The organism is Streptomyces sp. NEAU-174 (assembly GCF_052665095.1).
The window spans coordinates 1-25,508 of sequence record NZ_JBQTCE010000025.1 but is presented as its reverse complement, the minus strand read 5'-3'; the positions used below and the strand labels follow the sequence as shown (position 1 = coordinate 25,508).

The 25,508-nt window shown below is 71.4% G+C and carries 4 protein-coding genes and 1 pseudogene; 4 read left to right on the top strand and 1 reads right to left on the bottom strand.

What is annotated here, in order from left to right; genetic code table 11:
- Window positions 1-357 precede the first annotated feature (357 nt).
- On the top strand, window positions 358-2,391 hold the full coding sequence (locus ACT2CW_RS44920; RefSeq protein WP_445519690.1) for a M6 family metalloprotease domain-containing protein: 2,034 nt from the start codon (window positions 358-360) through the stop codon (window positions 2,389-2,391).
- A gap of 87 nt (window positions 2,392-2,478) precedes the next feature.
- Here the strand turns inward: ACT2CW_RS44920 and ACT2CW_RS44915 are convergent, their stop codons facing one another.
- Window positions 2,479-3,876 (bottom strand): M28 family peptidase, encoded by a 1,398-nt coding sequence (locus ACT2CW_RS44915; RefSeq protein ID WP_445519691.1) that lies wholly within the window; start codon window positions 3,874-3,876, stop codon window positions 2,479-2,481.
- A 249-nt stretch (window positions 3,877-4,125) separates the two neighbouring features.
- Here ACT2CW_RS44915 and ACT2CW_RS44910 point away from each other — a divergent pair, with 249 nt between their 5' ends.
- The 3 genes and pseudogenes from ACT2CW_RS44910 to ACT2CW_RS44900 form a co-directional block, all read left to right on the top strand.
- On the top strand, window positions 4,126-4,773 hold the full coding sequence (locus ACT2CW_RS44910; protein ID WP_445519692.1) for a hypothetical protein: 648 nt from the start codon (window positions 4,126-4,128) through the stop codon (window positions 4,771-4,773).
- Window positions 4,755-19,130 (top strand): annotated as a pseudogene (locus ACT2CW_RS44905) (type I polyketide synthase); the annotation flags it as partial. The gene ACT2CW_RS44910 and the pseudogene ACT2CW_RS44905, both read left to right, overlap by 19 nt.
- Window positions 19,131-19,177: 47 nt before the next feature.
- The coding region (locus tag ACT2CW_RS44900; RefSeq protein WP_445520755.1) for an SDR family NAD(P)-dependent oxidoreductase at window positions 19,178-25,508 on the top strand (6,331 nt) is incomplete at its 3' end.

Here is a 25,508-nt window from a genome sequence, read left to right as displayed (position 1 = left end):
GCTGGTATCCACGAGTCGCGCCGGACGGGAGGGAGGGCCGGTGCCCGGCTTCGGGCGAGCGCGGACGCACCTCGGGGCGCGAGCGCACCTCGCCTTCCGGGGTGGGCTGTTCCCGGGTTGTGCTGACGAAGTCCCAGGCGGCGGCAGCTCCCGTTGGCCGGTACACGCTATCGCGCTTTCCGACCGGCGTCCCGACGCACTCCGGTCCCGTCGCACTACGGCAGTCCCGAGGCACTCCGGCGCCCCGAGGCACTCTGGCGTCCCCCCTTTCCCCGTCCTACCTTTGGGCAGCGGTAGGCATACCGCTCGCACGGCTTGTCATGTCTGAGCTCCGAGACGCCCGACACGAGGTGAGCCTTGATCCTCCCCCGAAGACCCGTCGGCCGGTTGACCGTCGTCGCCACCGTCCTCGCCACCGCGGCGGCCATCGCCGCCGGACCCGCGCGGGCCACCCCCGACGGCACACCGTCGGCCGGCCCCGCCCGGCCGTCGCTGGTGCGGCCGATCGATCCGCAGCAGTGGCGCAACCCCGACGACATGACCTGGGCCGACTACCGCGCGGTCCCCGGTACCCACTGGGCGGACCCCGCCGTCGAGCCCACCCGGCGCACCTTCAAGGGCGCGCTGGTGCTCCTGGACTATCCGGACGAGGAGTTCACGGTCAGCCGGCCGGCCGGGTCCACCCTGTTCGGCAATCCGCAGCCGAGCGCCTCCGACGTTCCGCGCGACCGCCTTCCGCGCTTCTACCAGGACTTCCTCAACACACCTGGGCCGCTGAACAACGGGCACACCATCAACGAGTACTGGATGGAGGACTCCGGCGGCCGCATCGGCGTCGATCTGACCGCCTTCGGTGTGTACCGCATGCCCGGCAAGTCCTATCAGTACGGCGTCGAGGACTCGATGAACCCGGGCGCCTGCCCGGCCGGGGACACCTGCGGCAAGGACATCCGGGAGGACGGCAAGGCCGCCTGGGTGGCCGATGTCGGCGCCGACAAGGCGGATTCGTTCGACTTCGTCTTCTATCTCACGGCCGGACAGGACGAGTCGTCCACCTGGCAGGAGTTCGGCCCGATGAAGTTCCCGGGCGCACCGGACGTACCCGCCGCCTGGGGGCCACCGGCCGCCGCGGGCGACAACTCCGCCCGGACCCGCTATGTGCCGTGGACGTCCTGGCAGGCCGCCGCCCGTATCTGGCCCAACGCCGCCGACGGGTCGTCGGTGCAGGCCGAGAGCTCCGGCATGGCCGTGTACGCCCATGAGCTCAGCCACATCCTGGGCATCGGGGACAACTACAACAACCCGTATGGCACCCCCCTCAGCCGTTCGTACACCGGTATCTGGAGCATGCTCTCCCGCGGCTCCTTCAACGGCCCCGGCGGGCCGCACACCCGCTGGCGGATCCCCGCCACGGCCGGGGGCTCGATGGGCTCCCAGCATGTGCTGCGCGACAAGCTGAAGCTCGGCATCGTGGACGAGAAGAACGTGCTGCGCCTGGACCGCGACGCGCTGAAGGGCTCCGGCCTCGTCGTCGCCCGGGTCACCGCACGCTCGGCGCCACCGGGCGAGAAGGGGCTCTCCGGGGTCAACATCACCATGGGCAGTGATCTGTCGGAGCCGTGCGACAACGGCACCGACCCGCTGTGTGACGGCGGCGGCTACGACAACTACACCGTCGAGGTCGTCGACCGGATGGGGATGGACTCGTTCACCCCGGATCACGGGGTGCTGCTGGCCAAGACCAAGAACAAGGACCGGGCACCGTTCGCCTGGGTGGTGGACGCCCACCCCGAGGACATCGACCTGGTGGACTTCCGGCGGCCCGACGGCACCGACCAGAAGATCACCATGGGCGACTACCGGCAGCTCAGCGACGCCCTCTTCCACGCCGGAGCCGACTCCGGCAGCCAGTACGAGTACCTCGACCGGGCCAACCGGCTGCACTTCTATGTGCTCGACCTCAAGCGCGACAGGTCCGGAGTGCTCTCGTACACCATCGCCGTGAAATCCCTCGACGGCGCCGGACCGCAGCGCCGCGGCGTGGCCCTGCACCGCGGCGAGGCCAAGGGGGATCCCTCCCGCTCCCGGGCCGTGTGCACCTTCGACCTGGACAACACCGGACGCACCACCGGGGACCGGGCGACGGCTCCGGCCACGTCGGTGGACTCGGATGTCTACCGGCTGTCGGCGAGGGCCTTCGGCCGCGGCTGGTCCGCCTGGCTGCCCAACCGTCTCGCCACCGCCAGGGCCGGTGGCTCGGTGGCTGTGGAGGTGGCCGTGACCGCGAAGAAGGGTGCCGAGCGGCGGGGCGCGGTCGTCCTCACCGCCCGCTCCGAGAGCGATCCGCACCGAACCGCCAAGGCGCTGTGCCGGCTGTCGGGTCGCCGGTAGGGCGACGGGTGACGGCCCGCCGGAACCCGGCGGGCCGTCCCCGTTCGGCGGTGCCACTCCGTCGGCGGTCCTACTCCGCCGGCGGTCCTACTCCGTCCCGTCGGCCGCGGTCTGGATCGGCACCCGGAGGGTGTCGGGCTCACAGCCCGCCGTACCGGCGATGATCCGCGCCGCGCCCTTGGTGAGCGGCACCAGGCTCTGCTCGTCCACCTTGTCCGGGGTGTCCCGCGGATCGAAGATGTACATGGGCGTGGTGATCAGCTGCACCAGCGGCACACCCGTGTAGTAGAAGTAGGCGCCGTCGGTGGCCGGGTTCGGCGCGAAGGCGGTCGGCGACAGGATCCACGAGCGGCGCAGGTCCTCCGCCGCGAGCGACTCGGCCACCAGCTGCTCCAGCCGGGGCGCCTGGGTGGTGAACCACCAGCGCACCTCGGGGTCGTCGGTGGGCACGACCTCCCCGTCGACCACCTCGGCCTGGCGTGCGGCGTGTTCCAGATGCATTTCGAGGACGACCTGGGGGAACAGCTCGGGGTGCGCCGCGATGAACGCCTGGGTGCCCGCCGCGCCCGCCATGTGGCCCGACGTCAGCACGAACAGCATGTTGTGCGGCCGCATTTCCCGCGGCACCGACGCCCAGAACTTGGCCTGCGCCAGGACGAGCGCCACCCCGGAGGCGTCCTCCACGGCCGACGCCCAGGGACCGTCGTGGTGTGAGCCGACGATCACCCAGTGGTCGGAGGCGCCGGGCAGGGTGCCCACCACATTGTGGGTGGTCTCCTCCGTGATGGTGGCATCGGAGACGATCCGGCCCTCGCACTCCCCCGACGCCATCAGCTCGCGGACCCGCTGCCCGTCCTTGCCACTCAGCCAGATGCCCGGGATGGAGCGCCGCTCGGCGTCATAGGGCCAGTAGAAGTCGCTGGTCTCCCAGGGCAGTCCGGTGAGCAGGCCGACATAGGCCGTGGCGCCGTCCTTGATGGCGATGTCGAAGTCCAGCACATGGGGAAGGTCGAAGGGCACGGTCTGGACGAGGTCGGGGAACACGCCCTCGGGGTCGTAGGAGCCGGTGGCGCGGGCCTGCACCTCGGTCTGCGGCAGCCGGGTGAAGCCGATCTCCTGCACCGCGATGGAGCCCCGCACCTCCCCGTCCTCCATCCGCACCAGCCGGCCCTCGGTGCCCTCGGTCGGGGTGGTGTACGGCAGGGCGAGTCCCTCGAAGCGGATGACCTCATCGGGCCGGTCGGTGGGCCAGATCTCGAAGGCGGCGGACCGCGGCCGCCAGATGGGCGTGTCCAACGGCTCCAGCCGTACGTCCGCCAGGCCCGTCTCCCGGAATTGTTCGGCGGCCCACTCCTCGGTCCAGCCGTCCGCCGGATAGCCCGCCCGGCGAATGCCCTGGCTGACGATCAGTTCGATCCAGGCCATCATCTCCTTCGAGGTGGGCGCCCGATCGATGTACTTCTCCAGCTCCGGCCAGCCGCTCATCGTCATCCTCCTCGTCGCCATGGTCGGCATTCATGGTCGGTGGGCGGGCTAAAGCTGGGCTAATGCGATGGCCAATGCGTGGGCTCATGCGTTGGCTCATGCGATGCCACGTCTCGTCCGGGAGGAGACCAAGCCGGGCGTTAGACCCACTTTGGTGGCGGCACAAATGATGGTCGCCGTATCCGGACAGGCCGCAGAGGAGGCGGCTCAGCCGCAGGTCAGCGCCCGATTGACGGTTGGGAGTCGAGTGTGCGTACCGAAAGCTCGGAGGAACGGGAACCGCGGGGCACGGCGCGGCGGAGGAGGTGGACCCGGCAGGTCCCGGCCGGTGTCGTGGGCGTGGCCGCGGTGAGCCTGATCGCGCTCACCGTCTCCCCGGTGAACGCCGAGCCCGATACCAGAGCCAAACCGCCGCGCGGCAGGAATCCGCTCCCCGCTCCCCCGCAGATCCGCGACCTGGACTTTCTGCTCGGCTCCTACACCTGCGACTACACCCCACCGCCGGGCGGAAAGCCGGCGGTGCTGAAGCTGAACACCAAGCGGGCCCTGGGCGGGCATTACCTCTACACGGACGCCACGCTCGAACCCGGAAGCGTGGTCGGCCGTTCGTCCTTCGGCTGGAATCCCGTGGACGGGACATTCATCACCCAGTACCACGACAACTGGGGTTCCTCCGGAAACTACACCTCGTCCGGCTGGAAGGACGGCCACCTGATATTCAAGGGGCCCCTCACCCAGGTGATCACACCGAATGCCTCCGGGCAGACGACGGGCGTGAAGCTGGACCTCAAGGATGACTACCAGGTGCTCGGACCAGGGCATTTCAAGGACACCACGAGCTTCACCTTCCCCGACGGAAGTACTTTGCAAGGCAGTTACGACTGCCGCCGCCAATAGCGTTCAGCATTCCGGACCGAGGGAAGTGGGGGTGGCCGACCATGGCGAGCAATGAAGAGAAGCTGCTCGACTATCTGAAGCGGGTGACGGCGGATCTCCGGCAGACGCAGCGCCGTCTGAAGGATGTCGAGTCCGCGGGGCATGAGCCGGTCGCCATCGTGGGAATGTCCTGCCGCTTCCCCGGCGGCGTACGGTCCCCCGAAGAACTGTGGGAACTGGTCGCGACGGAGCGGGACGCCATTTCGGAACTCCCCACCGACCGCAACTGGGATCTGGAGAACCTCTTCCACCCCGACCCGGACCATCCGGGGACGAGTTATACGCGCGAGGGCGGCTTCATCGACGACCCCGCGGGATTCGACGCCACGTTCTTCGGCATCAGCCCCCGCGAGGCCCTTGGGATGGCGCCGCAGCAGCGGCTGGCCCTGGAGGCGTCCTGGGAGGCCATCGAGCACGCCGGGGTCGACCCGGAGTCGCTGCGGGGCAGCCGGACCGGCACCTTCATCGGCTGCGATCACCTCGACTACTGCTCCGACGCCTCCCAGGTGCCCGAGGGCTCGGCCGGCTACTTCACCATCGGCAATTCCGCCAGCGTGGTGTCCGGCCGGGTGGCGTACACCCTCGGTCTCGAAGGGGCCGCGGTGACGGTGGACACCGCGTGCTCCTCCTCCCTGGTGGCCATGCATCTGGCCTGCCAGGCGATCCGGCAGGGCGAATGCGATATGGCGCTCGCCGGGGGCGTGGCCGTGATGTCCTCGACCGCACCGTTCATCGGCTTCAGCGAGCTGCGGGGGCTCGCGCCGGACGGCAGGTCCAAGGCGTTCTCGGCCAACAGCGACGGCATGACCCTGGCCGAGGGCGTGGGCGTCCTGCTGCTGGAACGGCTGTCGGACGCGCGGCGCAACGGCCACGAGGTCCTGGCCGTGATCCGGGGCACGGCGGTCAACCAGGACGGCTCCAGCAACGGGCTGACCGCGCCGAACGGGCCCTCGCAGCAGCGGGTGATCCGGCAGGCGCTCGCCAACGCCCGGCTTTCGGCGTCCGAGGTGGACGCGGTGGAGGCACACGGTACGGGTACGTCGCTGGGCGATCCGATCGAGGCCCAGGCGCTGCTGGCCACGTACGGGCAGGAGCGGCCCGAGGGACGTCCGCTGTGGCTGGGGTCCATCAAGTCCAACATCGGGCATGCGCAGATGGCCGCGGGTGCGGCCGGGGTCATCAAGATGGTGATGGCGATGCGCCACGAGGTACTGCCGGCCTCACTGCACATCGACGAACCGACGCCCCATGTGGACTGGAGCGCGGGCGATGTCCATCTGCTGACCGAGGCGCGGGAGTGGCCGCGTGGCGAGCATCCGCGGCGGGCGGGGGTCTCGTCGTTCGGCATCTCCGGGACGAACGCCCATCTGATCCTGGAGCAGGCCCCGGAGGGGGTCGCCGAGGCGGAGCCGGTGGAGTCGCCGAAGCCGGTGGGTGGGCCGGTGCCGTGGGTGGTGTCGGCGCGCGGTACGGAGGCGTTACGGGGCCAGGCGCGGGCGCTGGTGGCACGGGTGAACGCCGACCCGGGGGTGAGTGCCGCTGAGGTGGGCTGGTCCCTGCTGCGCTCCAGGACGCTCTTCGACCACCGCGCCGTGGTCATCGGCCAGGACCGCGAAGAGCTGGTGGCCGGGCTGGAGGCACTGGCCGCCGGAGAGCCGCATCCGGGCCTGGTGCACCCCGGCGGGGCCGCCGAGGTGGTCGGGCAGACGGTGTTCCTGTTCAGCGGACAGGGGAGCCAGCGCCCCGGTATGGGTGCCGAACTCTACGACCGCTTCCCCGTCTTCGCCGAAGCCTTCGACGAGGTGTGCGGTCTGCTCGATCCGCATCTGGAACACCCGCTACGGGAACTGGTCTTCAGCCGCGACCCCGAACAGGCGGCGCTACTGGACCACACCACCTACGCCCAGGCCGGGCTGTTCGCACTGCACATCGCCCTGGCGCGGCTCCTCGAATCCGTCGGCGTACGACCCGACGCCGTCATCGGGCACTCGATCGGGGAGATCGCCGCCGCCCATATCGCCGGAGTCTTCGACCTCCCCGACGCCTGCCACCTCGTCGCCGCCCGCGCCACCCTCATGGGAGGACTCCCCACCGGCGGAGGCATGGCCACCATCGCCGCCACCCCCGACGAACTCACCCACGACCTCACCGCGCACAACGGCCAGGTCAGCATCGCCGCCCTCAACACCCCCGGCAACACCGTCATCTCCGGACCCGCCGACCTCATCGCCGACATCAGCGCCACCTGGGCGGCCAAGCGCCGCAAGACCAGGACACTGACCGTCAGCCACGCCTTCCACTCCCCCTTGATGGACCCGATCCTGGCGCCGTTCAAGGAAGCCATCAGCGGGCTGACCTACCACCCGCCCACCATTCCCCTCATCAGCAACCTCACCGGGCAATCAGCCGACGAGCAGATCGCGACGCCTGAGTACTGGGCTCAACACATCCGCCAACCCGTCCACTTCCACCCCGCCATCACCCACACCACACCCCACACCGCCGTCTACCTCGAACTCGGCCCCGACCCCACCCTCGCCACCGCCACCCACCACACCCTCCACCACCACACCACCGAAACCGACCGACCGACGCCGCTGATCGCGTCCACCCTCACCCGTAAGCAGCCCGACGCGCAGGCCCTCACCCACACGCTCGCCCGGCTGCACACCGTCGGTGTCAATGTCGACTGGACCAGTTGGTTCCCGGCCGACCCGGCCCCCCGGGTCGTCGGGTTGCCGACGTATGCCTTCCAGCACCAGCGCTTCTGGCTGGCCCCGCCCGCCGCCCGTACGAGCTTCGAGGGGGCTGCCGGGGACCCGGCCGAGGCGCAGCTCTGGCATGCCATCGAGGAGCTCGACGTCGACGCCCTCACCAGCACACTCCAGCTGGACAAGGACAGCCCCGGCATCGACGCCCTGTTGCCCGCACTCCCCGTACTGTCCGCCTGGCGGCGTCAGCACCGTGAACGCTCCACCGTGGACTCCTGGCGCTACCGGGCCACGTGGCAGCAGCTCCCCGACCCGGCCGCCCCGGCCCTGACCGGCACCTGGCTGGTGGTCGTCCCTGCCGGGCAGGAGGAGCACACCACAGTCCAGGTCACCCTCCAGGCGCTGCGGGCGCACGGCGCCACGGCGCTCCCGTACGCGGTCGAAGCTCATCACGTCGATCGCGCCACGTTCCGCGAACGTCTCGACCAGCTGACCGAGGAGTCCCAGCCCGCCGGGGTCATCAGCCTGCTCGCCCTCGACACGGAACCGCTCGCCGGCCACTCCGCGGTGTCCGCCGGGCTCAGTGCCACCACCGCCCTCCTCCAGGCCCTCGATGACGCAGGAATCGACGCGGGATTCAGCGCGCCCCTGTGGTGTGTCACGCAGGGCGCCGTCGCCACCAGCCGCAGCGACCTCCTCCCCCACCCCGAGCAGTCGCCGATCTGGGGTTTCGGCCGCGTGGCCGCGCTGGAGCATCCGCAGCGCTGGGGCGGTCTCATCGATCTGCCCGTCACCATGACCCACCACACCGCGGGTCGGCTGGCGGCCCTGCTCGCCCCCGGGCAGGCCGAGGACCAGGTCGCCATTCGCACCACCGGTACGTACGCACGCCGCCTCACGCGTGTGCCCGCCGCCGACACCGTCCCCGCCCCCGCTCCCTGGGAGCCGTCGGGCACCACGCTCATCACCGGTGGCACCGGAGGTCTCGGCGCTCAGGTCGCCCGCTGGCTGGCCGACCGGGGCGCACCCCGTCTCCACCTCGTCAGCCGTTCCGGGCCCGACGCGCCCGGCGCGGCCGAGCTCAGCGAGGAGCTCACCGCGCTGGGGACAGACGTCACCATCACCGCCTGCGATGTCTCCGACCGCGCCGCGCTCCGGCGGCTCATCGACGCCGTCCCCGCCGAACACCCCCTCACCACGGTCATCCACACCGCCGGCACGATGGAACTGGGGCAGATCGGCGAGCTGGACCCCGGGCGGTTGCAGCCCGTTCTGCGGTCCAAGGCGCTGGCCGCCGCGCATCTGCACGACCTCACCCAGGACCTCGATCTCACGGCCTTCGTACTCTTCTCGTCGAACGCCGCGACGTGGGGCAGTGGGCAACAGGCCGCCTACGCCGCCGCGAACACCTACCTGGACGCGCTCGCCGAGCACCGCCGCGCCCGGGGTCTGCCCGCCACCAGCCTCGCCTGGGGGCCGTGGGGCGAGGCGGGCATGGCCGCCGACCAGCACACGCTCTCCCACCTCGAGCGGCGGGGGCTCTCCCCGCTCCCGACCGGCCTCGCCATCGCGTCGCTGCAACACGCGCTGACACACGACGACACCGCCGTCACGATCGCGGATGTCGACTGGGAGAGGTTCGGCCGTACGTTCACCGCGCAGCGCCCGAGCCCGTTCCTCACCCGGCTGATGCCGTCGAGCGCGGAGCCCGCCACGTCCACGGCCATCGCGGCCGACGACAATCCGCTGCGGCAACAGCTCAGCGCGGCGCCCGCCGCGCAGCGCCATCAGCTCCTGGTCCGCCATATCCAGACCCTGGCCGCGACGATCCTCGGCCACTCCGGCCTGGACGCGATCCCCCCGGGGCAGCCCTTCCAGGAGCTGGGCTTCGACTCCCTCACCGCGGTCGAGCTGCGCAATCAGCTCGCCGCCACGACCGGCCTCGCTCTCGCTCCGGCGCTGGTCTTCGACCATCCGACGCCGAACGCGCTCGCCACATATCTGAGCGCCGAACTCACGGGGGAGAAGGCCGCCGTCACCACCCACACGTCGTCCGCGGCCGCCGACGACGAGCCGATCGCGATCGTCGGCATGGCCTGCCGCTACCCGGGCGGCGTGCGCTCTCCGGAGGAGCTGTGGGAACTGGTCGTCGCGGGCCGGGACGCCATCAGGGAGATGCCCGCCGACCGCGGCTGGGACCTGGACACGCTCTTCGATCCCGACCCCGAGCGTCTGGGCACCAGCTATGCGCGCGAGGGCGGTTTCCTCCACGACGCGGCCGGGTTCGACGCGGCGTTCTTCGGCATCAGCCCGCGTGAGGCGCTCGCCATGGACCCGCAGCAGCGGCTGCTCCTGGAAACCGCGTGGGAGACCTTCGAGAGCGCGGGCCTGGACCGGGACACGCTCGCCGGGAGCGCCACCGGCGTCTTCGCGGGCGGCACCTATCAGGGCTACGGCGCCTCCGGCAACTCCTCGGCGCGGGAGGTCGAGGGGTATCTGCTCGCGGGCGGTACGCCGAGTGTCATGTCGGGCCGGGTGGCGTATGCGTTCGGCCTCGAGGGCCCCGCGGTGACGGTGGATACGGCGTGCTCGTCCTCGCTGGTGGCCATGCATCTGGCCGCCCAGGCGCTGCGACAGGGCGAGTGCACGATGGCGCTGGCGGGTGGCGTGACGGTGATGGCCACGCCGACCACCTTCATCGAGTTCTCCCGGCAACGCGGTCTGGCGGCCGACGGCCGGTGCAAGCCGTTCGCGTCGGCGGCCGACGGCACCGGCTGGGGCGAAGGCGCCGGGCTGCTGCTGCTGGAACGGCTGTCGGACGCGCGGCGCAACGGCCACCGGGTGCTGGCCGTGATCCGTGGCTCCGCGGTCAACCAGGACGGCACCAGCAACGGGCTGACCGCGCCGAACGGGCCCTCGCAGCAGCGAGTGATCGGCCAGGCGCTCGCCAACGCCCGGCTGTCGCCGGCAGAGGTCGATGTGGTGGAGGGACACGGCACCGGAACCACGCTCGGCGATCCGATCGAGGCGCAGGCGCTGCTGGCCACGTACGGGCAGGAGCGGCCCGAGGGGCGTCCGCTGTGGCTGGGGTCCATCAAGTCCAACATCGGCCACACCCAGGCCGCCGCCGGAGTGGCCGGGGTCATCAAGATGGTGATGGCGATGCGCCACGGGGTGCTGCCCGCCTCACTGCACATCGACGAACCGACCCCGAATGTCGACTGGAACGCGGGCGATGTCCGTCTGCTGGCCGAGGCACGGGAGTGGCCGCGGGGCGAGCATCCGCGCCGAGCGGGGGTCTCGTCCTTCGGCATCAGCGGGACCAATGCGCATGTCATCGTGGAGCAGGCGCCCGAGGCGGCCGAAGCCGTCGAGGCGTACTCGGCGGAGCCGATGGGCGGGCCGGTGCCGTGGGTGGTGTCGGCGCGCGGTACGGAGGCGTTACGAGGCCAGGCGCGGGCGCTGGCCGAACGGGTGAACGCCGACCCCGAGGTGAGTGCTGCCGAGGTGGGCTGGTCCCTGCTGCGCTCCAGGACGCTCTTCGACCACCGCGCCGTGGTCATCGGCCAGGACCGCGAAGAGCTGGTGGCCGGGATGGAGGCGCTGGCCGCCGGAGAGCCGCATCCGGGCCTGGTGGAGCCCGGGGAGAAGGCCGAGCCCACCGGTCAGACCGTTTTCCTGTTCAGCGGACAGGGCAGCCAACGCCCCGGCATGGGCGCCGAACTCTACGACCGATTCCCCATCTTCGCCGAAGCCTTCGACGAGGTGTGCGGTCTGCTCGATCCGCATCTGGAACACCCGCTACGGCAGGTGGTCTTCGACAGCGATCCGGAGCGTACCGGGCTGCTGGATCACACCACCTACGCCCAGGCCGGGCTGTTCGCACTGCATATCGCCCTGGCACGACTCCTCGACTCCGTCGGCGTACGACCCGACGCCGTCATCGGGCATTCGATCGGGGAGATCGCTGCCGCCCATATCGCCGGGGTCTTCGACCTCCCCGACGCCTGCCACCTCGTCGCGGCCCGCGCCACTCTCATGGGAGGGCTTCCCGAGGGCGGAGGCATGGCCACCATCGCCGCCACCCCCGACGAACTCACCCACGACCTCACCACACACAACGGCCAGGTCAGCATCGCCGCCCTCAACACCCCCGGCAACACCGTCATCTCCGGACCCGTAGACCTCATCGCCGAGATCAGCACAACCTGGGCGGCCAAGGGCCGCAAAACCAGGACACTGACCGTCAGCCACGCCTTCCACTCCCCCCTGATGGACCCAATCCTGGCGCCATTCAAGGAAGCCATCAGCGGACTGACCTACCACCCGCCCACCATCCCCCTCATCAGCAACCTCACCGGACAACCAGCCGACGAACACATCACCACCCCCGACTACTGGACCCAACACATCCGCCAACCCGTCCACTTCCACCCCGCCATCACCCACACCACACCCCACACCGCCGTCTACCTCGAACTCGGCCCCGACCCCATCCTCGCCACCGCCACCCACCACACCCTCCACCACCACACCACCGAAACCAACCGACCCACGCCACTGATCGCGTCCACCCTCACCCACAAACAACCCGACACCCACGCCCTCACCCACACCCTCGCCCAACTCCACACCCACGGCACCACCATCGACTGGACCAGCTGGTACCCCGCCACCCCCACCCCCCGCACCATCGGCCTCCCCACCTACGCCTTCCACCACCAGCACTACTGGCTGTCGTCCGCCACCCCCTCCGGACCGGAGCCCATCGAGACAGCGGCTCTGGTCGACAGGGAGTTCTGGGAGGCGGTGGAGCGCGAGGATCTGGAAGCTCTGGCGGCGACCATCGACTCACCGGCGGATCAGCAGCCCATGCTGGGCGCTGTTCTCCCGACGCTGTCCGCCTGGCGGCGACAGCACCGGGAGCGGTCGGTCATCAATTCATGTCGATATCGGACCACTTGGAAGCGCCTTCCCACTCCTTCCACGCGTCCGGACCTCACCGGCACCTGGCTGCTGATCATCCCCGCGGGCCAGGCCGACCACCCTGCCGTGGCAACCGCCGCACAGACCCTGACCAGCCACGGCGCCACTCCGCTCCGCCATGTGCTCGATGCCCGTACCGTTGATCGCGACGCCCTGGCGGACCACCTCACGCGTCTGGCCACGGAGGGCGAACCCGTCGGAGTGCTGAGCCTGCTCGCCCTCGACGACGAGCCGCACCCCCTGTACGCCGCCGTGCCCTCCGGGCTGGCCGCGACCACCGTGCTCGTCCAGGCCCTCGGCGACGCCGAGATCCCGGCGCCCCTGTGGTGCCTCACTCAAGGCGCCGTCGCCGCCGGTCCCGGCGATCCGCTCCCCAGCCCGCGGCAGGCGCAGACCTGGGGACTTGGCCGCGCCGCGGCCCTGGAGCACCCTCGCCGCTGGGGTGGCCTGATCGACCTCCCGACCGTCATCGACCACCACACCGCGGACCGCCTGGCCGCCCTGCTCGCCCCCGGTGGGCCGGAGGACCAGACCGCCATCCGTGCCACCGGCAGCTACGCCCGGCGCCTCCGTAGGGCCGGTACGCCCACCACTGCCCCCAGGACCTGGCAGCCCACGGGCACCACTCTCATCACCGGCGGCACCGGCGGTCTGGGCGCCCATGTCGCCCGCTGGCTCGCCCGCCACGGCGCGCCCCATCTCCACCTCATCAGCCGCTCCGGCCCCGACGCACCCGGCGCCACCCAACTCGCCCAAGAACTCACCGACCTGGGCACGACCGTCACCATCACCGCCTGCGACGCCTCCGACCGGGCCGCTCTCCAGCGCCTCCTCGACACGATCCCCGCCGAACACCCCCTCACCACCGTCATCCACGCCGCCGGAACGTCGGACACCGAGCTCATCGCCGATCTGGGGCCGGAGCGACTACAGCATGTGCTCGGGCCCAAGGCCCTGGCCGCCGCCCATCTGCATGAGCTGACGCAGGGGCTCGACCTCAGCGCCTTCGTGCTCTTCTCGTCCGGCGCTGCCGCGTGGGGCGGCAGTCGGCAAGGAGCCTACGCCGCCGCGAACACCTATCTCGACGCGCTCGCCGAACACCGCCGCGCCCGGGGACTCCCCGCCACCAGCCTCGCCTGGGGCCCCTGGGGCGACGCGGGCATGGCCGCCGACGAGACCGCGCTCGCGTTCTACGGACGGCGCGGGCTGTCCCCGCTGAGCCCCGAACTGGCCGTGGCATCGCTCCAGCACGCCCTGGACCACCGTGACACCACGGTCACCGTGGCGGACATCGACTGGGAGAGGTTCCCGACGGCGTTCACCGCGCAGCGCCCCAGCCCCCTTCTCGACGAGCTGGTCACGGCCGCCGAGGACCCCACCGGGCGAACCACGGGTACGTCCACGGACACGTCCGTCGGCACCTCGCTCCAGCAGCGGCTCGCTGCCGCCACACCCGAGCAGCAGCACCAGCTCCTCCTCGAGCGGATCCAGTCCCTCGCGGCCTCGGTCCTGGGGCATTCCGGACCGGACGCCGTCCCGCCCGGCCAGCCGTTCCAGGAGCTCGGGTTCGACTCCCTGACGGCCGTGGAGCTGCGCAACCAGCTCGCCACCGCCACCGGAATCGACCTCGCGCCCGCGCTCGTCTTCGACCACCCCACGCCCAACGCCCTCGCCACGTATCTGCGCGCCGAACTCACTGGTCAGCAGATGGCCGTCACCGCTCACACCCCGACCACCGCAGCCGCCCAGGACGAGCCGATCGCGATCGTCGGCATGGCCTGCCGCTACCCCGGCGACGCACACTCCCCGAAGGAGCTGTGGGACCTGGTCATGGCCCATCGCGACGCCATCGCGGAGATGCCCACCGACCGCAACTGGGATCTGGACGCGCTCTACGACCCCGATCCCGACCGCTCGGGTACGAGCTATGTCCGCGAGGGCGGATTCCTCTACCAGGCGGCCGAGTTCGATCCCGCGTTCTTCGGCATCAGCCCGCGCGAGGCGGTCGCCATGGACCCGCAGCAGCGACTGCTCCTGGAAACCGCGTGGGAGACCTTCGAGAGCGCGGGCCTGGACCGGGACACACTCGCGGGCAGCGACACGGGCGTGTTCGCGGGGGTGACGTCCCAGGACTACATCTCCCTCACCGGCGATACGGCGAGCGACGTCGAAGGCTATGTCGCCACGGGCAATATCGGCAGTGTGGTGTCCGGCCGGGTGGCCTACTCCTTCGGCCTCGAAGGGCCAGCGGTCACGGTGGACACCGCCTGTTCGTCCTCGCTCGTGGCCATGCATCTGGCATCCCAGGCCCTACGGCAGGGCGAATGCACGATGGCCCTGGCCGGCGGGGTGACGGTGATGGCCACCCCGGGCGCGTTCATCGAGTTCTCCCGCCAGCGCGGTCTGGCGCCCGACGCACGGTGCAAACCGTTCGCGGCCGCGGCGGACGGCATGGTGTGGGGCGAGGGCGTTGGTCTCGTCCTGCTGGAACGGCTGTCGGACGCGCGGCGCAACGGCCACCGGGTGCTGGCCGTCGTCCGTGGCTCCGCCGTCAACCAGGACGGCACCAGCAACGGCCTGACCGCGCCGAACGGGCCCTCGCAGCAGCGGGTGATCCGGCAGGCGCTCGCCAACGCCCGGCTGTCACCGTCCGACGTGGACGCCGTCGAGGCACATGGCACCGGGACCACCCTCGGCGATCCGATCGAGGCGCAGGCACTGCTGGCCACGTACGGCCAGGAACGGCCGGAGAGCCAGCCGCTGTGGCTCGGCTCCATCAAGTCCAACATCGGCCACACCCAGGCCGCCGCCGGAGTGGCCGGGGTCATCAAGATGGTGATGGCGATGCGCCACGGCGTGCTGCCCGCCTCACTGCACATCGACGAACCGACCCCGAATGTCGACTGGAGCGCGGGCGACCTGCGCCTGCTCACCGAATCCATCCCATGGCCGCACGGCGAGCGGCCCCGCCGGGCGGGGATCTCCTCCTTCGGCATCTCCGGTACGAACGCCCATCTCATCCTGGAGCAGGCCCCCGAGCCGATGGAGCCCGCTCCCGTATCGGACGCCGCTGGTGTGGTGCCCTGGGTGATCTCCGCACAGAGCGCCGTGGCGCTACGAGGCCAGGCGCGGGCGCTGACCGGGCACATCATCGGCGAGCCCGAGGTAAGCGCCTCGGAGGTGGGCTGGTCCCTGCTGCGATCCAGGACGCTCTTCGACCACCGCGCCGTGGTCATCGGGCAGGACCGCGAAGAGCTGGTGGCCGGGCTGGAGGCACTGGCCACCGGAGAACCGCACCCGGGTCTCGTACACCCCGGGGAGACGGCCGAGTCCACCGGTCAGACCGTGTTCCTGTTCAGCGGACAGGGCAGCCAACGCCCCGGCATGGGCGCCGAACTCTACGACCGCTTCCCCGTCTTCGCCGAAGCCTTCGACGAGGTGTGCGGTCTGCTCGACCCGCATCTGGAACACCCGCTACGGGAACTGGTCTTCAGCCGCGACCCCGAACAGGCGGCGCTACTGGACCACACGACGTACGCCCAGGCCGGACTGTTCGCACTGCACATCGCCCTGGCACGACTCCTCGACTCCGTCGGCGTACGACCCGACGCCGTCATCGGACACTCGATCGGAGAAATCGCCGCCGCCCACATCGCCGGGGTCTTCGACCTCCCCGACGCCTGCCACCTCGTCGCCGCCCGCGCCACCCTCATGGGAGGGCTTCCCGAGGGCGGAGGCATGGCCACCATCGCCGCCACCCCCGACGAACTCACCCACGACCTCACCGCGCACAACGGCCAGGTCAGCATCGCCGCCCTCAACACCCCCGGCAACACCGTCATCTCCGGACCCGCCGACCTCATCGCCGACATCAGCGCCACCTGGGCGGCCAAGGGCCGCAAAACCAGGACACTGACCGTCAGCCACGCCTTCCACTCCCCCCTGATGGACCCCATCCTCGAACCCTTCAAGGAAGCCATCAGCGGGCTGACCTACCACCCGCCCACCATTCCCCTCATCAGCAACCTCACCGGAGAACCCGCGGGCGAGCAGATCGCGACGCCTGAGTACTGGGCCCAACACATCCGCCAACCCGTCCACTTCCACCCCGCCATCACCCACACCACACCCCACACCGCCGTCTACCTCGAACTCGGCCCCGACCCCACCCTCGCCACCGCCACCCACCACACCCTCCACCACCACACCACCGAAAACCCCACCGACCGACCCACACCCCTCATCACCTCCACCCTCACCCACAAACAACCCGACACCCACGCCCTCACCCACACCCTCGCCCAACTCCACACCCACGGCACCACCATCGACTGGACCAGCTGGTACCCCGCCACCCCCACCCCCCGCACCATCGACCTCCCCACCTACGCCTTCCACCACCAGCACTACTGGCTCGCCCCGCCCGCCCCGCGCGCCGACGGCCGTCTCAACGGCCACCACCCGGCCGAGGCCAGGCTCTGGGACGCCATCGAGGAGCTCGACGTCGATGCCCTCACCAGCACACTCCAGCTGGACAAGGACGGCCCCGGCGTCGACGCGCTGCTGCCCGCGCTCCCCGTACTGTCGACCTGGCGGCGTCGGCACCGCGAACGGTCCACCATCGACTCCTGGCGCTATCGCATCGCGTGGAAGCAGCTGCCGGACCCCGCCGCCGCGCCGGCGCTCAGCGGAACCTGGCTGCTGCTCGTGCCCTGCGGGCTGGAGGAGCACCCGGCCGTCCACGCCACCGTCCAGGCGCTGGACGCCCATGGCGCGGCCCATGAAGTCCTGTCGCTCGATGGCGCGGAGGCCCGACGTGACGCCCTCGCCCCACTGCTCTCACATCTCCCCGACGGCAGCACACCCGAGGGCATTCTGAGTCTGCTCGCGCTCGACCAGACGCCGCACCCCGATCACCCGTCCGTCCCCGCCGGGCTGGCCGCCACGGCCGCCGTTGTCCAGGCCCTCGGCAAGACGCCGCCGATCGCGCCCCTGTGGTGCGTCACCCAGGGTGCGGTGGCCGCCACCGCCACCGATCCGCTCCCCCACCCGCACCAGGCTCAGATCTGGGGTATGGGCCGGGTCGCGGCGCTGGAGCACCCCCACCTCTGGGGCGGTCTCATCGACCTCCCGGCCGACGTGGACGCCCGTACCCCCGCCCGTATCGCCGCCGTACTGGCGCCCGGTCAGCCCGAGGACCAGGTGGCGATCCGCGCCACCGCCCTGGCCCGCCGGCTGGAGCGCGCCGCCTGCCCGGACACCGCGCCCACCGCGTGGCGCCCCGCCGGTACGACTCTGATCACCGGCGGCACCGGCGGTCTTGGCGCCCATGTGGCCCGCTGGCTCGCCCGCCAAGGCGCACCCCGCATCCACCTCGTCAGCCGCTCCGGCCCCGACGCCCCCGGCGCCACCCAACTCGCCCAAGAACTCACCGTGTTGGGCACGGACGTCACCATCACGGCCTGCGACGTGGCCGACCGCACCGCACTCCGGCATCTCCTCGGCACCATCCCCGCCGAACACCCCCTTACCGCCGTCGTCCACGCCGCCGGGCTCGCGGAGAACACCCCGCTCGCCGAGCTGGACCTTCCGGGGATCGCGGCGGTGCTGCGGCCCAAGGCGCTCGCGGCCGCCCATCTCCATGAGCTCACCCGAGACCTCGACCTCAGCGCCTTTGTGCTCTTCTCGTCCGGCGCGGCCGCGTGGGGCGGTAGCCGACAGCCCTCGTACGCCGCCGCCAACGCCTATCTGGACGCCCTCGCCGAGCACCGCCGCGCCCGTGGCCTGCCCGCCACCAGCCTCGCCTGGGCGCCGTGGAGCGATGCGGGCATGGCCGCCGACGAGGCCGTCATCGACTACTACCGCCGGCGCGGGATGCGTCCCCTGGACACCGATCTCGCCATCGCCTCGCTCCAGCACGCCCTGGACCACGCCGACACCACGATCACCATCGCGGACATCGACTGGGAGAGGTTCCCGGCCGGTTTCACCGCGCAGCGGCCCAGCCCGCTGCTGTCCGACCTGGCCGCCACCGCGTCGCCGGGCGCCGATGCCACCCCGGACGCCGACGTGACGTTGAGCGGCTCGCTTCAGCGGCAGCTGACCACCGGCTCCCCCGCCCAGCAGCATCAGCTTCTGCTCCATCACATCCAGACGCACGCCGCCGCGATCCTCGGCCATCCGAGCATCGACGCGGTCCCACCCGCCCAGCCGTTCCAGGAGCTGGGGTTCGACTCCCTCACGGCCGTCGAATTCGGGCACCGGCTCTCCGCCGCCACCGGGCTCGACCTTCCGCCCACCCTCGTCTTCGACCACCCCACCCCCAAGGAGCTGGCCGACTATCTGCGCGAGCGGCTCGTCGAGGGGCAGCTGACCTCCGAGGGACATCTGCTCTCGGAGCTCGACCGGTGGGACTCGGTCTCGGAGCCATCGGCGGTGGACGAGGCGGCCCGTCGCCGGATCACCGGGCGGCTGCGGCTGCTGCTGGCCAAGTGGAGCGACACGGAACGGGAAACGGAGCGTTCCGCGGCCCACAGCGATCTCGAGACGGCGACGGCAGAAGACATCTTCGACCTCATCTCCGACGAGTTCGGGAAGTCCGACGAGCTCGGAAAGTCGTGAGCCCGATGACCCCCATCCTCCGCGACGCGCCAAGGAGCCTCCGCTAGATGTCGAACGAAGAGAAGCTGCTCGACCACCTCAAGTGGGTCACGGCCGAGTTGCGCCAGACCCGTGAGCGTCTGCGGGAGGCCGAGTCCGCCGAGCCGGAGCCCATCGCGATCGTGGGCATGGCCTGCCGCTATCCGGGCGGGGTGCGGTCGCCGGAGGAGCTGTGGCGGCTGGTGCGGGACGGCGAGGACGCCGTCTCCGGCTTTCCCGCGGACCGGGGTTGGGGCGTTGAGGAGCTGTTCGACCCGGATCCCGAAAGCTATGGGAAGTCGTATGTGGACCAGGGCGGATTCTGTTACGACGCGACCGAGTTCGACGCGGCCTTCTTCGACATCAGCCCCCGTGAGGCCCAGGCCATGGACCCCCAGCAGCGGCTGCTGCTGGAGACCGCGTGGGAGGCGTTCGAACGCGCTGGGCTCAATCGGGCGGCGCTGGGCGGCAGCAACACCGGGGTGTTCGCCGGGGTGGGTTCGCATGATTATCTGTCGGTCATCGGTGACATCACCAGCGAGGTGGAGGGCTATGTCGGCCCCGGGAACCTCGGCAGTGTGGTGTCCGGGCGGGTGGCGTACTCGCTCGGCCTGGAGGGGCCCGCGGTCACGGTGGACACCGCGTGTTCCTCGTCGCTGGTCGCCATCCACCTGGCGTGTCAGGCGCTGCGCCACGGCGAATGCGATCTGGCGCTGGCCGGTGGGGTGGCCGTGATGGCGACGCCCGGCGCGTTCATCGAGTTCTCCCGTCAGCGCGGCATGGCACCGGACGGCCGCTGCAAGCCGTTCGCGGCGGCCGCCGATGGCACGGGGTGGGGCGAGGGCGCCGGGTTGGTCGTCCTGGAGCGTCTGTGTGAGGCGCAGCGCCGCAACCGCCGTGTCCTCGGGGTGATCCGGGGTTCCGCGATCAACCAGGACGGGGCCAGCAACGGTCTTACGGCTCCGAACGGGCCGTCGCAGCAGCGGGTGATCCGGCAGGCCCTGGCCAACGCGCAGCTGTCCACCGCCGAGGTGGACGCCGTCGACGGACACGGCACCGGGACCACCCTCGGCGATCCGATCGAGGCCCAGGCGCTGCTGGCCACGTACGGCCAGGGCAGGCCGGAGGACCGGCCGCTGTGGCTGGGCTCGATCAAGTCCAACCTGGGGCACACGCAGGCAGCCGCCGGTGCGGCCAGTGTGATCAAGATGGTGATGGCGATGCGGCATGAGCTGCTGCCCGCCTCGCTGCACATCGACGAGCCGACGCCGCACGCCGACTGGGCGTCGGGTGCGGTGCGGCTGCTGACCGAGCCGGTCGCGTGGCCGCGCGGGGAGCGTCCGCGCCGGGCCGGTGTGTCCGCGTTCGGGATCTCCGGTACGAACGCCCATCTGATCCTGGAGCAGGCACCCGCCCCCGCCGGGGCGCCATCCGTCGCGACGGTGCCGACCGACGGCGACGGCGACGGTGTTTCGGCGGGTGGTGTGGTGCCGTGGGTGGTGTCCGGCCGTGGCGCCGAGGCGCTGCGTGGTCAGGCACGCGCACTGGCCGAACGAGTGGCCACCGACCCCGAGGTATCGCCGGCGGAAGTCGGCTGGTCACTGATCGCCACCCGGTCCGTCTTCGACCACCGCGCCGTCATCGTCGGCGAACACCGCGACGAACTCCTCACCGGACTCAACGCCCTGGCCACCGGCACCACCCACCCCACCATCATCGAACCCAACACCACCACCAGCGGCGGCATCGGACCCGTCCTCGTCTTCCCCGGCCAGGGCTCCCAATGGCTCGGCATGGGCGCGGGGCTGCTGGATGCCTCACCCGTCTTCGCCGCCCGCGTCGCCGAATGCGAACAAGCCCTCACCCCCCACGTCGACTGGTCCCTGACCGAAGTCCTGCGCGGCGGAATCAACGCCGCCGACCTCGCCCGCGTCGACGTCGTCCAGCCGGTTCTGTGGGCCGTCATGGTCTCCCTGGCCGCCGTATGGGACCACCACGGCATCACCCCCACCGCCGTCGTCGGCCACAGCCAAGGCGAAATCGCCGCCGCCTGCGTCGCCGGAGCCCTCTCCCTCGACGAAGGCGCCCGCATCGTCGCCCTCCGCGCCCACGCCCTCCGCCGCCTCGCCGGCCACGGCGCCATGGCCTCCCTCACCCTCAGCCAACACCAAACCCAAGAACTCCTCACCAGCCTCGGCGAACCAGCCCGCGACGTCGGCATCGCCGCCGTCAACGGACCCGGCTCCGTCGTCGTCTCCGGACCCCCGAACCAGGTCGCCCACACCGTCACCGCATGCGAACAAACAGGCCACCGCGCCCGACTCATCGACGTGGACTACGCCTCCCACAGCGCCCAAGTCGACGAAATCGCAGACGAGTTGAGGGAGTTGCTGTCGGGGATCGAGCCCGTCCAGGCCGAGGTGGCGTTCTACTCGACCGTCACCGGCACCCGCATGGACACCAGCAAGCTCGACACCACGTACTGGATCAAGAACCTCCGCGAACGCGTCCGCTTCGCCGACGCCGTACGAGCACTCCTCGACGACGGCCACCGCGTATTCATCGAAGCCAGCACCCACCCCGTCCTCACCATCGGCATGCAGGAGACCTTCGAGGAAGCCGGTGTGCCCGCGGCCGCGGTGCCGACCCTGCGCCGGGACCACGGCGACCACGCCCAGTTGCTGCGGTCGGTGGCGCAGGCGTTCACCGCCGGGGTCGAGGTCGACTGGACCCGCTGGTTCCCCGCCGACCCCGCACCCCGCACCATCGACCTGCCCACCTACGCCTTCCAGCGGCGGCGGTACTGGCTGGACGGGCGGGGTGGCCACAGTGGCGACCCGGGCGACCTCGGGCTGGGGTCCGCCGAGCATCCGCTGCTCGGCGCCGCCGTGGAACTCGCGGAGGGCGGCACCCATCTGCTGACCGGCCGGCTGTCGCCGCGGACTCATCCATGGCTGAACGACCACCGGGTGCTGGACACCGTCCTGCTACCGGGCACCGCCTTCGCCGAGCTCGCCCTGCACGCGGCCGCGCGGACCGGCTGTGACCATGTGGCGGAGCTGACTCTGCACGCACCACTGGTGATTCCGCAGGGCGAGGCGGTCGATGTGCAGATCGCCGTGGCCGCTCCCGACCACACCGGTGAGCGTCCGATCACGGTGCATTCACGGCCGGCGGGCGACGCCGGCGACGCGGCCTGGACCCGGCATGCCACCGGGGCGCTCGCCACCTCCGCCGCGTCCAACTCCACGGCTATGGAGGGGGCTTGGCCGCCTCCCGGGGCGACACCGCTGCCCGTCGAGGACTTCTACCGGCAGCTCGCCGACCACGGCTACCACTACGGACCGTCCTTCCAGGGCCTCACCGCCGCGTGGCGGCTGGACGGCGATGTCTACGCCGAGGTGGCCCTGCCCGAAGGGGAGCGCGAGGGCGCGGCCGCGTACGGCATCCATCCCGCCCTGTTCGACGCCGCGCTGCACGCCCGTGCTCTGGACGTCGCCCCCGGCTCCGAGGACGCGCACCGGATCCTGCTCCCGTTCACCTGGAGTGGTCTGCGGCTGCGCGCCACCGGCGCGGACACCCTGCGGATCCGCATCACCCCGACGGCATCGGACCGGCTCACCCTGCTCGCGGCCGATCCGACCGGCGCGGCCGTGGCCGTTGTGGACGACCTGATCCTGCGCCCGGTGCCGGACGAGCAGTTGGGCCGGGCGCGTGCGGCGGGCAGGAACTCGCTGTTCCAGCCTGTCTGGACGCGGGTGACACCGGCCGAGGGCGGCTCCGCGGGCCGTTGTGCCGTGATCGGCCCGGAGGGCGGTCCCCTGGCCGACGCGCTGCCCGACGCCTCCCACCTCCCGGATCTCGCGGCGGTGCGCGCGGCCATGGCGGACGGGTCCCCGGCCCCCGATGTGGTGTTCGCCTTCTTCGGCTCTTCCGCCGACGGCCGGGACGATCCGGCGGAGCGCGCCCATGACCTGGGCAGGGCGGCCCTCGGGGTACTGCGGGAGTTCCTCGCCGCGCCCGAATTCGCCGACACCCGGCTGGCGGTGGTCACTCGTAGGGCGGTCGCCCCGCAGAGCCATGACGATGTCCACGATCTGCCCGCCTCCGCCGTGTGGGGTCTGGTGCGCAGCGCTCAGTCGGAGAACCCCGGCCGGGTCCTGCTGCTCGACCTCGACGGACTCGATCCCGACGGACTCGACCTCGACGGACTCGACCCCGACACACGGGACGACTCGCGGCGGGCCCTGGCCGGCGCCGTGGCCTCGGGCGAGCCCCAGCTGGCGCTGCGCGACGGGGTGGCGTACGTACCGCGGCTGGTCCACGACGACGCGGCCAAGCGGCTCGCCCCGCCGGAGGGGTCGGCCACGTGGCGTCTGGGGCTGACCGGCCACGGCAGCCTGGACCAGCTGGCGCTGGTCGACTGTCCGGACAACACCCGCCCGCTGGGCCGGGGCGAGGTCCGGGTGGCGCTTCGGGCGGGCGGGGTGAACTTCCATGACGTCGTCGTGGCCCTGGGCATGGTGGAGGACCCCAGGCCACTGGGCGGCGACGGCGCGGGCGTGGTCGTCGAAGTGGGGCCCGGCACCGAAGAGTTCGCGGTGGGCGACCGGGTCATGGGCCTGTTCAACGGCACCGGACCGCTGGTCGTCACCGACGTCCGGATGATCACCCGGATCCCCGCGGGGTGGTCCTATGCACAGGCGGCCACCACACCGTCCGCCTTCCTCACCGCCTACTACGGTCTCGCCGATCTCGCGGGGCTGCGGGCCGGGGAGAAGCTGCTGCTGCACGCGGCCACCGGCGGGGTGGGGCTGGCGGCCGTGCAGCTGGCTCGCCACTGGCAAGCCGAGGTGTTCGCCACGGCGGGACCCGCGAAGTGGCACGCCCTGCGGGAGCGCGGTTTCGACGACCGTCATATCGCCTCCTCGCGCACCCTCGACTTCGAGGAGGTCTTCCGCACCGCCGCCGGATCCGTCGATGTGGTGCTCAATTCCCTGGCCGGTGACTTCATGGACGCGTCGTTACGGCTGCTGGCCCCCGGCGGTCGCTTCATCGACATGGGCCGGACCGACGTCCGCGACCCCGAGGAGGTCGGCGCTCGCCATCCGGGGGTCGTCTACCGCGCGTTCGACCTGGTCGGCGGGGCGGGTCCGGACCGTATCCAGCAGATGCTGGCCGAGTTGTCGACGCTGTTCGAGAACGGGACGCTACAACCGCTCCCGACCACGTTGTGGGACATCCGCAGGGCTCCGGAGGCATTCCGCTACTTCAGCCAGGCCCGCCACATCGGCAAGATCGTGCTGACGCTCCCCACCGCCCTCGATCCGGAGGGCACGGTCCTCATCACCGGTGGCACGGGCACCCTCGGCGCCGCCACCGCCCGCCATCTGGTGGCCCACCACGGCGTACGGCGGCTGCTGCTCATCAGCCGTCGGGGCCCCGACGCCCCGGGGGCCGCGGAACTGGCGGCCGAACTGACCGAACTCGGCGCACATGTCTCCATCGCGGCGTGTGACGCGGCCGACCGGGCCGCCCTGGCCAAGCTGCTGGAGACCGTTCCGGACCGCCATCCGCTCACCGCCGTCGTCCACGCCGCCGGGCTGCTGCGCGATGCCACGGTGGAGGCGCTCACGCCCGACCAGCTCGATGAGGTGTTGCGGGCGAAGGCCGACGCGGCGTGGAATCTGCATGAGCTCACCCGCGACACCGGGCTGTCGGCGTTCGTGTTGTTCTCCGCGGCCGCCGGGCTGCTGGGCGCCGCGGGCCAGGGCAACTACGCGGCGGCCAACGCCTTCCTGGACGCGCTCGCCGTGCACCGTCATGCCCAGGGCCTGCCCGCCACCTCCCTGGCCTGGGGATATTGGGCCCAAGCCACCGGGATGACCGGGGGGATGACGGACGCCGACCGGGCGCGGCTGGCACGAGCCGGGATGGTGGGGCTGGAGACCGAACAGGGTCTCGCACTGCTCGACATCGCGCTCGACAGCGGCCTGCCAACCCTGGCGCCCATCCGGCTCGACCTGGCCACCATGCGGCGTGAGGCCCACGCCGACGATCTGCCGCCCCTCTTCAGGAGCCTGGTGCGCGGCGCCGCCCCGCAGGCGGCCACCGGGGCCATCGCCTCGGGCGGGGCGGCACCGGCGGAGGCGTTCGCCGCCATGTCCGGGGAGGACCGGCAGCAGACGCTCCTGAAGCTGGTGCGCAACGCCACGGCGACGGTGCTGGGCCATGACACGGCGGATGCCGTCCACCCCACCCAGAACTTCCGGGAACTGGGCTTCGACTCGCTGACCGCCGTGGAGTTGCGGAACCGGCTGAGCGCCGCCACCGGTCTGCGGCTGCCCGCCACGCTGGTCT

Coding starts and splice junctions, on each gene's coding strand:
- ACT2CW_RS44915 (WP_445519691.1), bottom strand. CDS start 3,876: ATGAGCGGCTGGCCGGAGCTGGAGAAGTACATCGATCGGGCGCCCACC.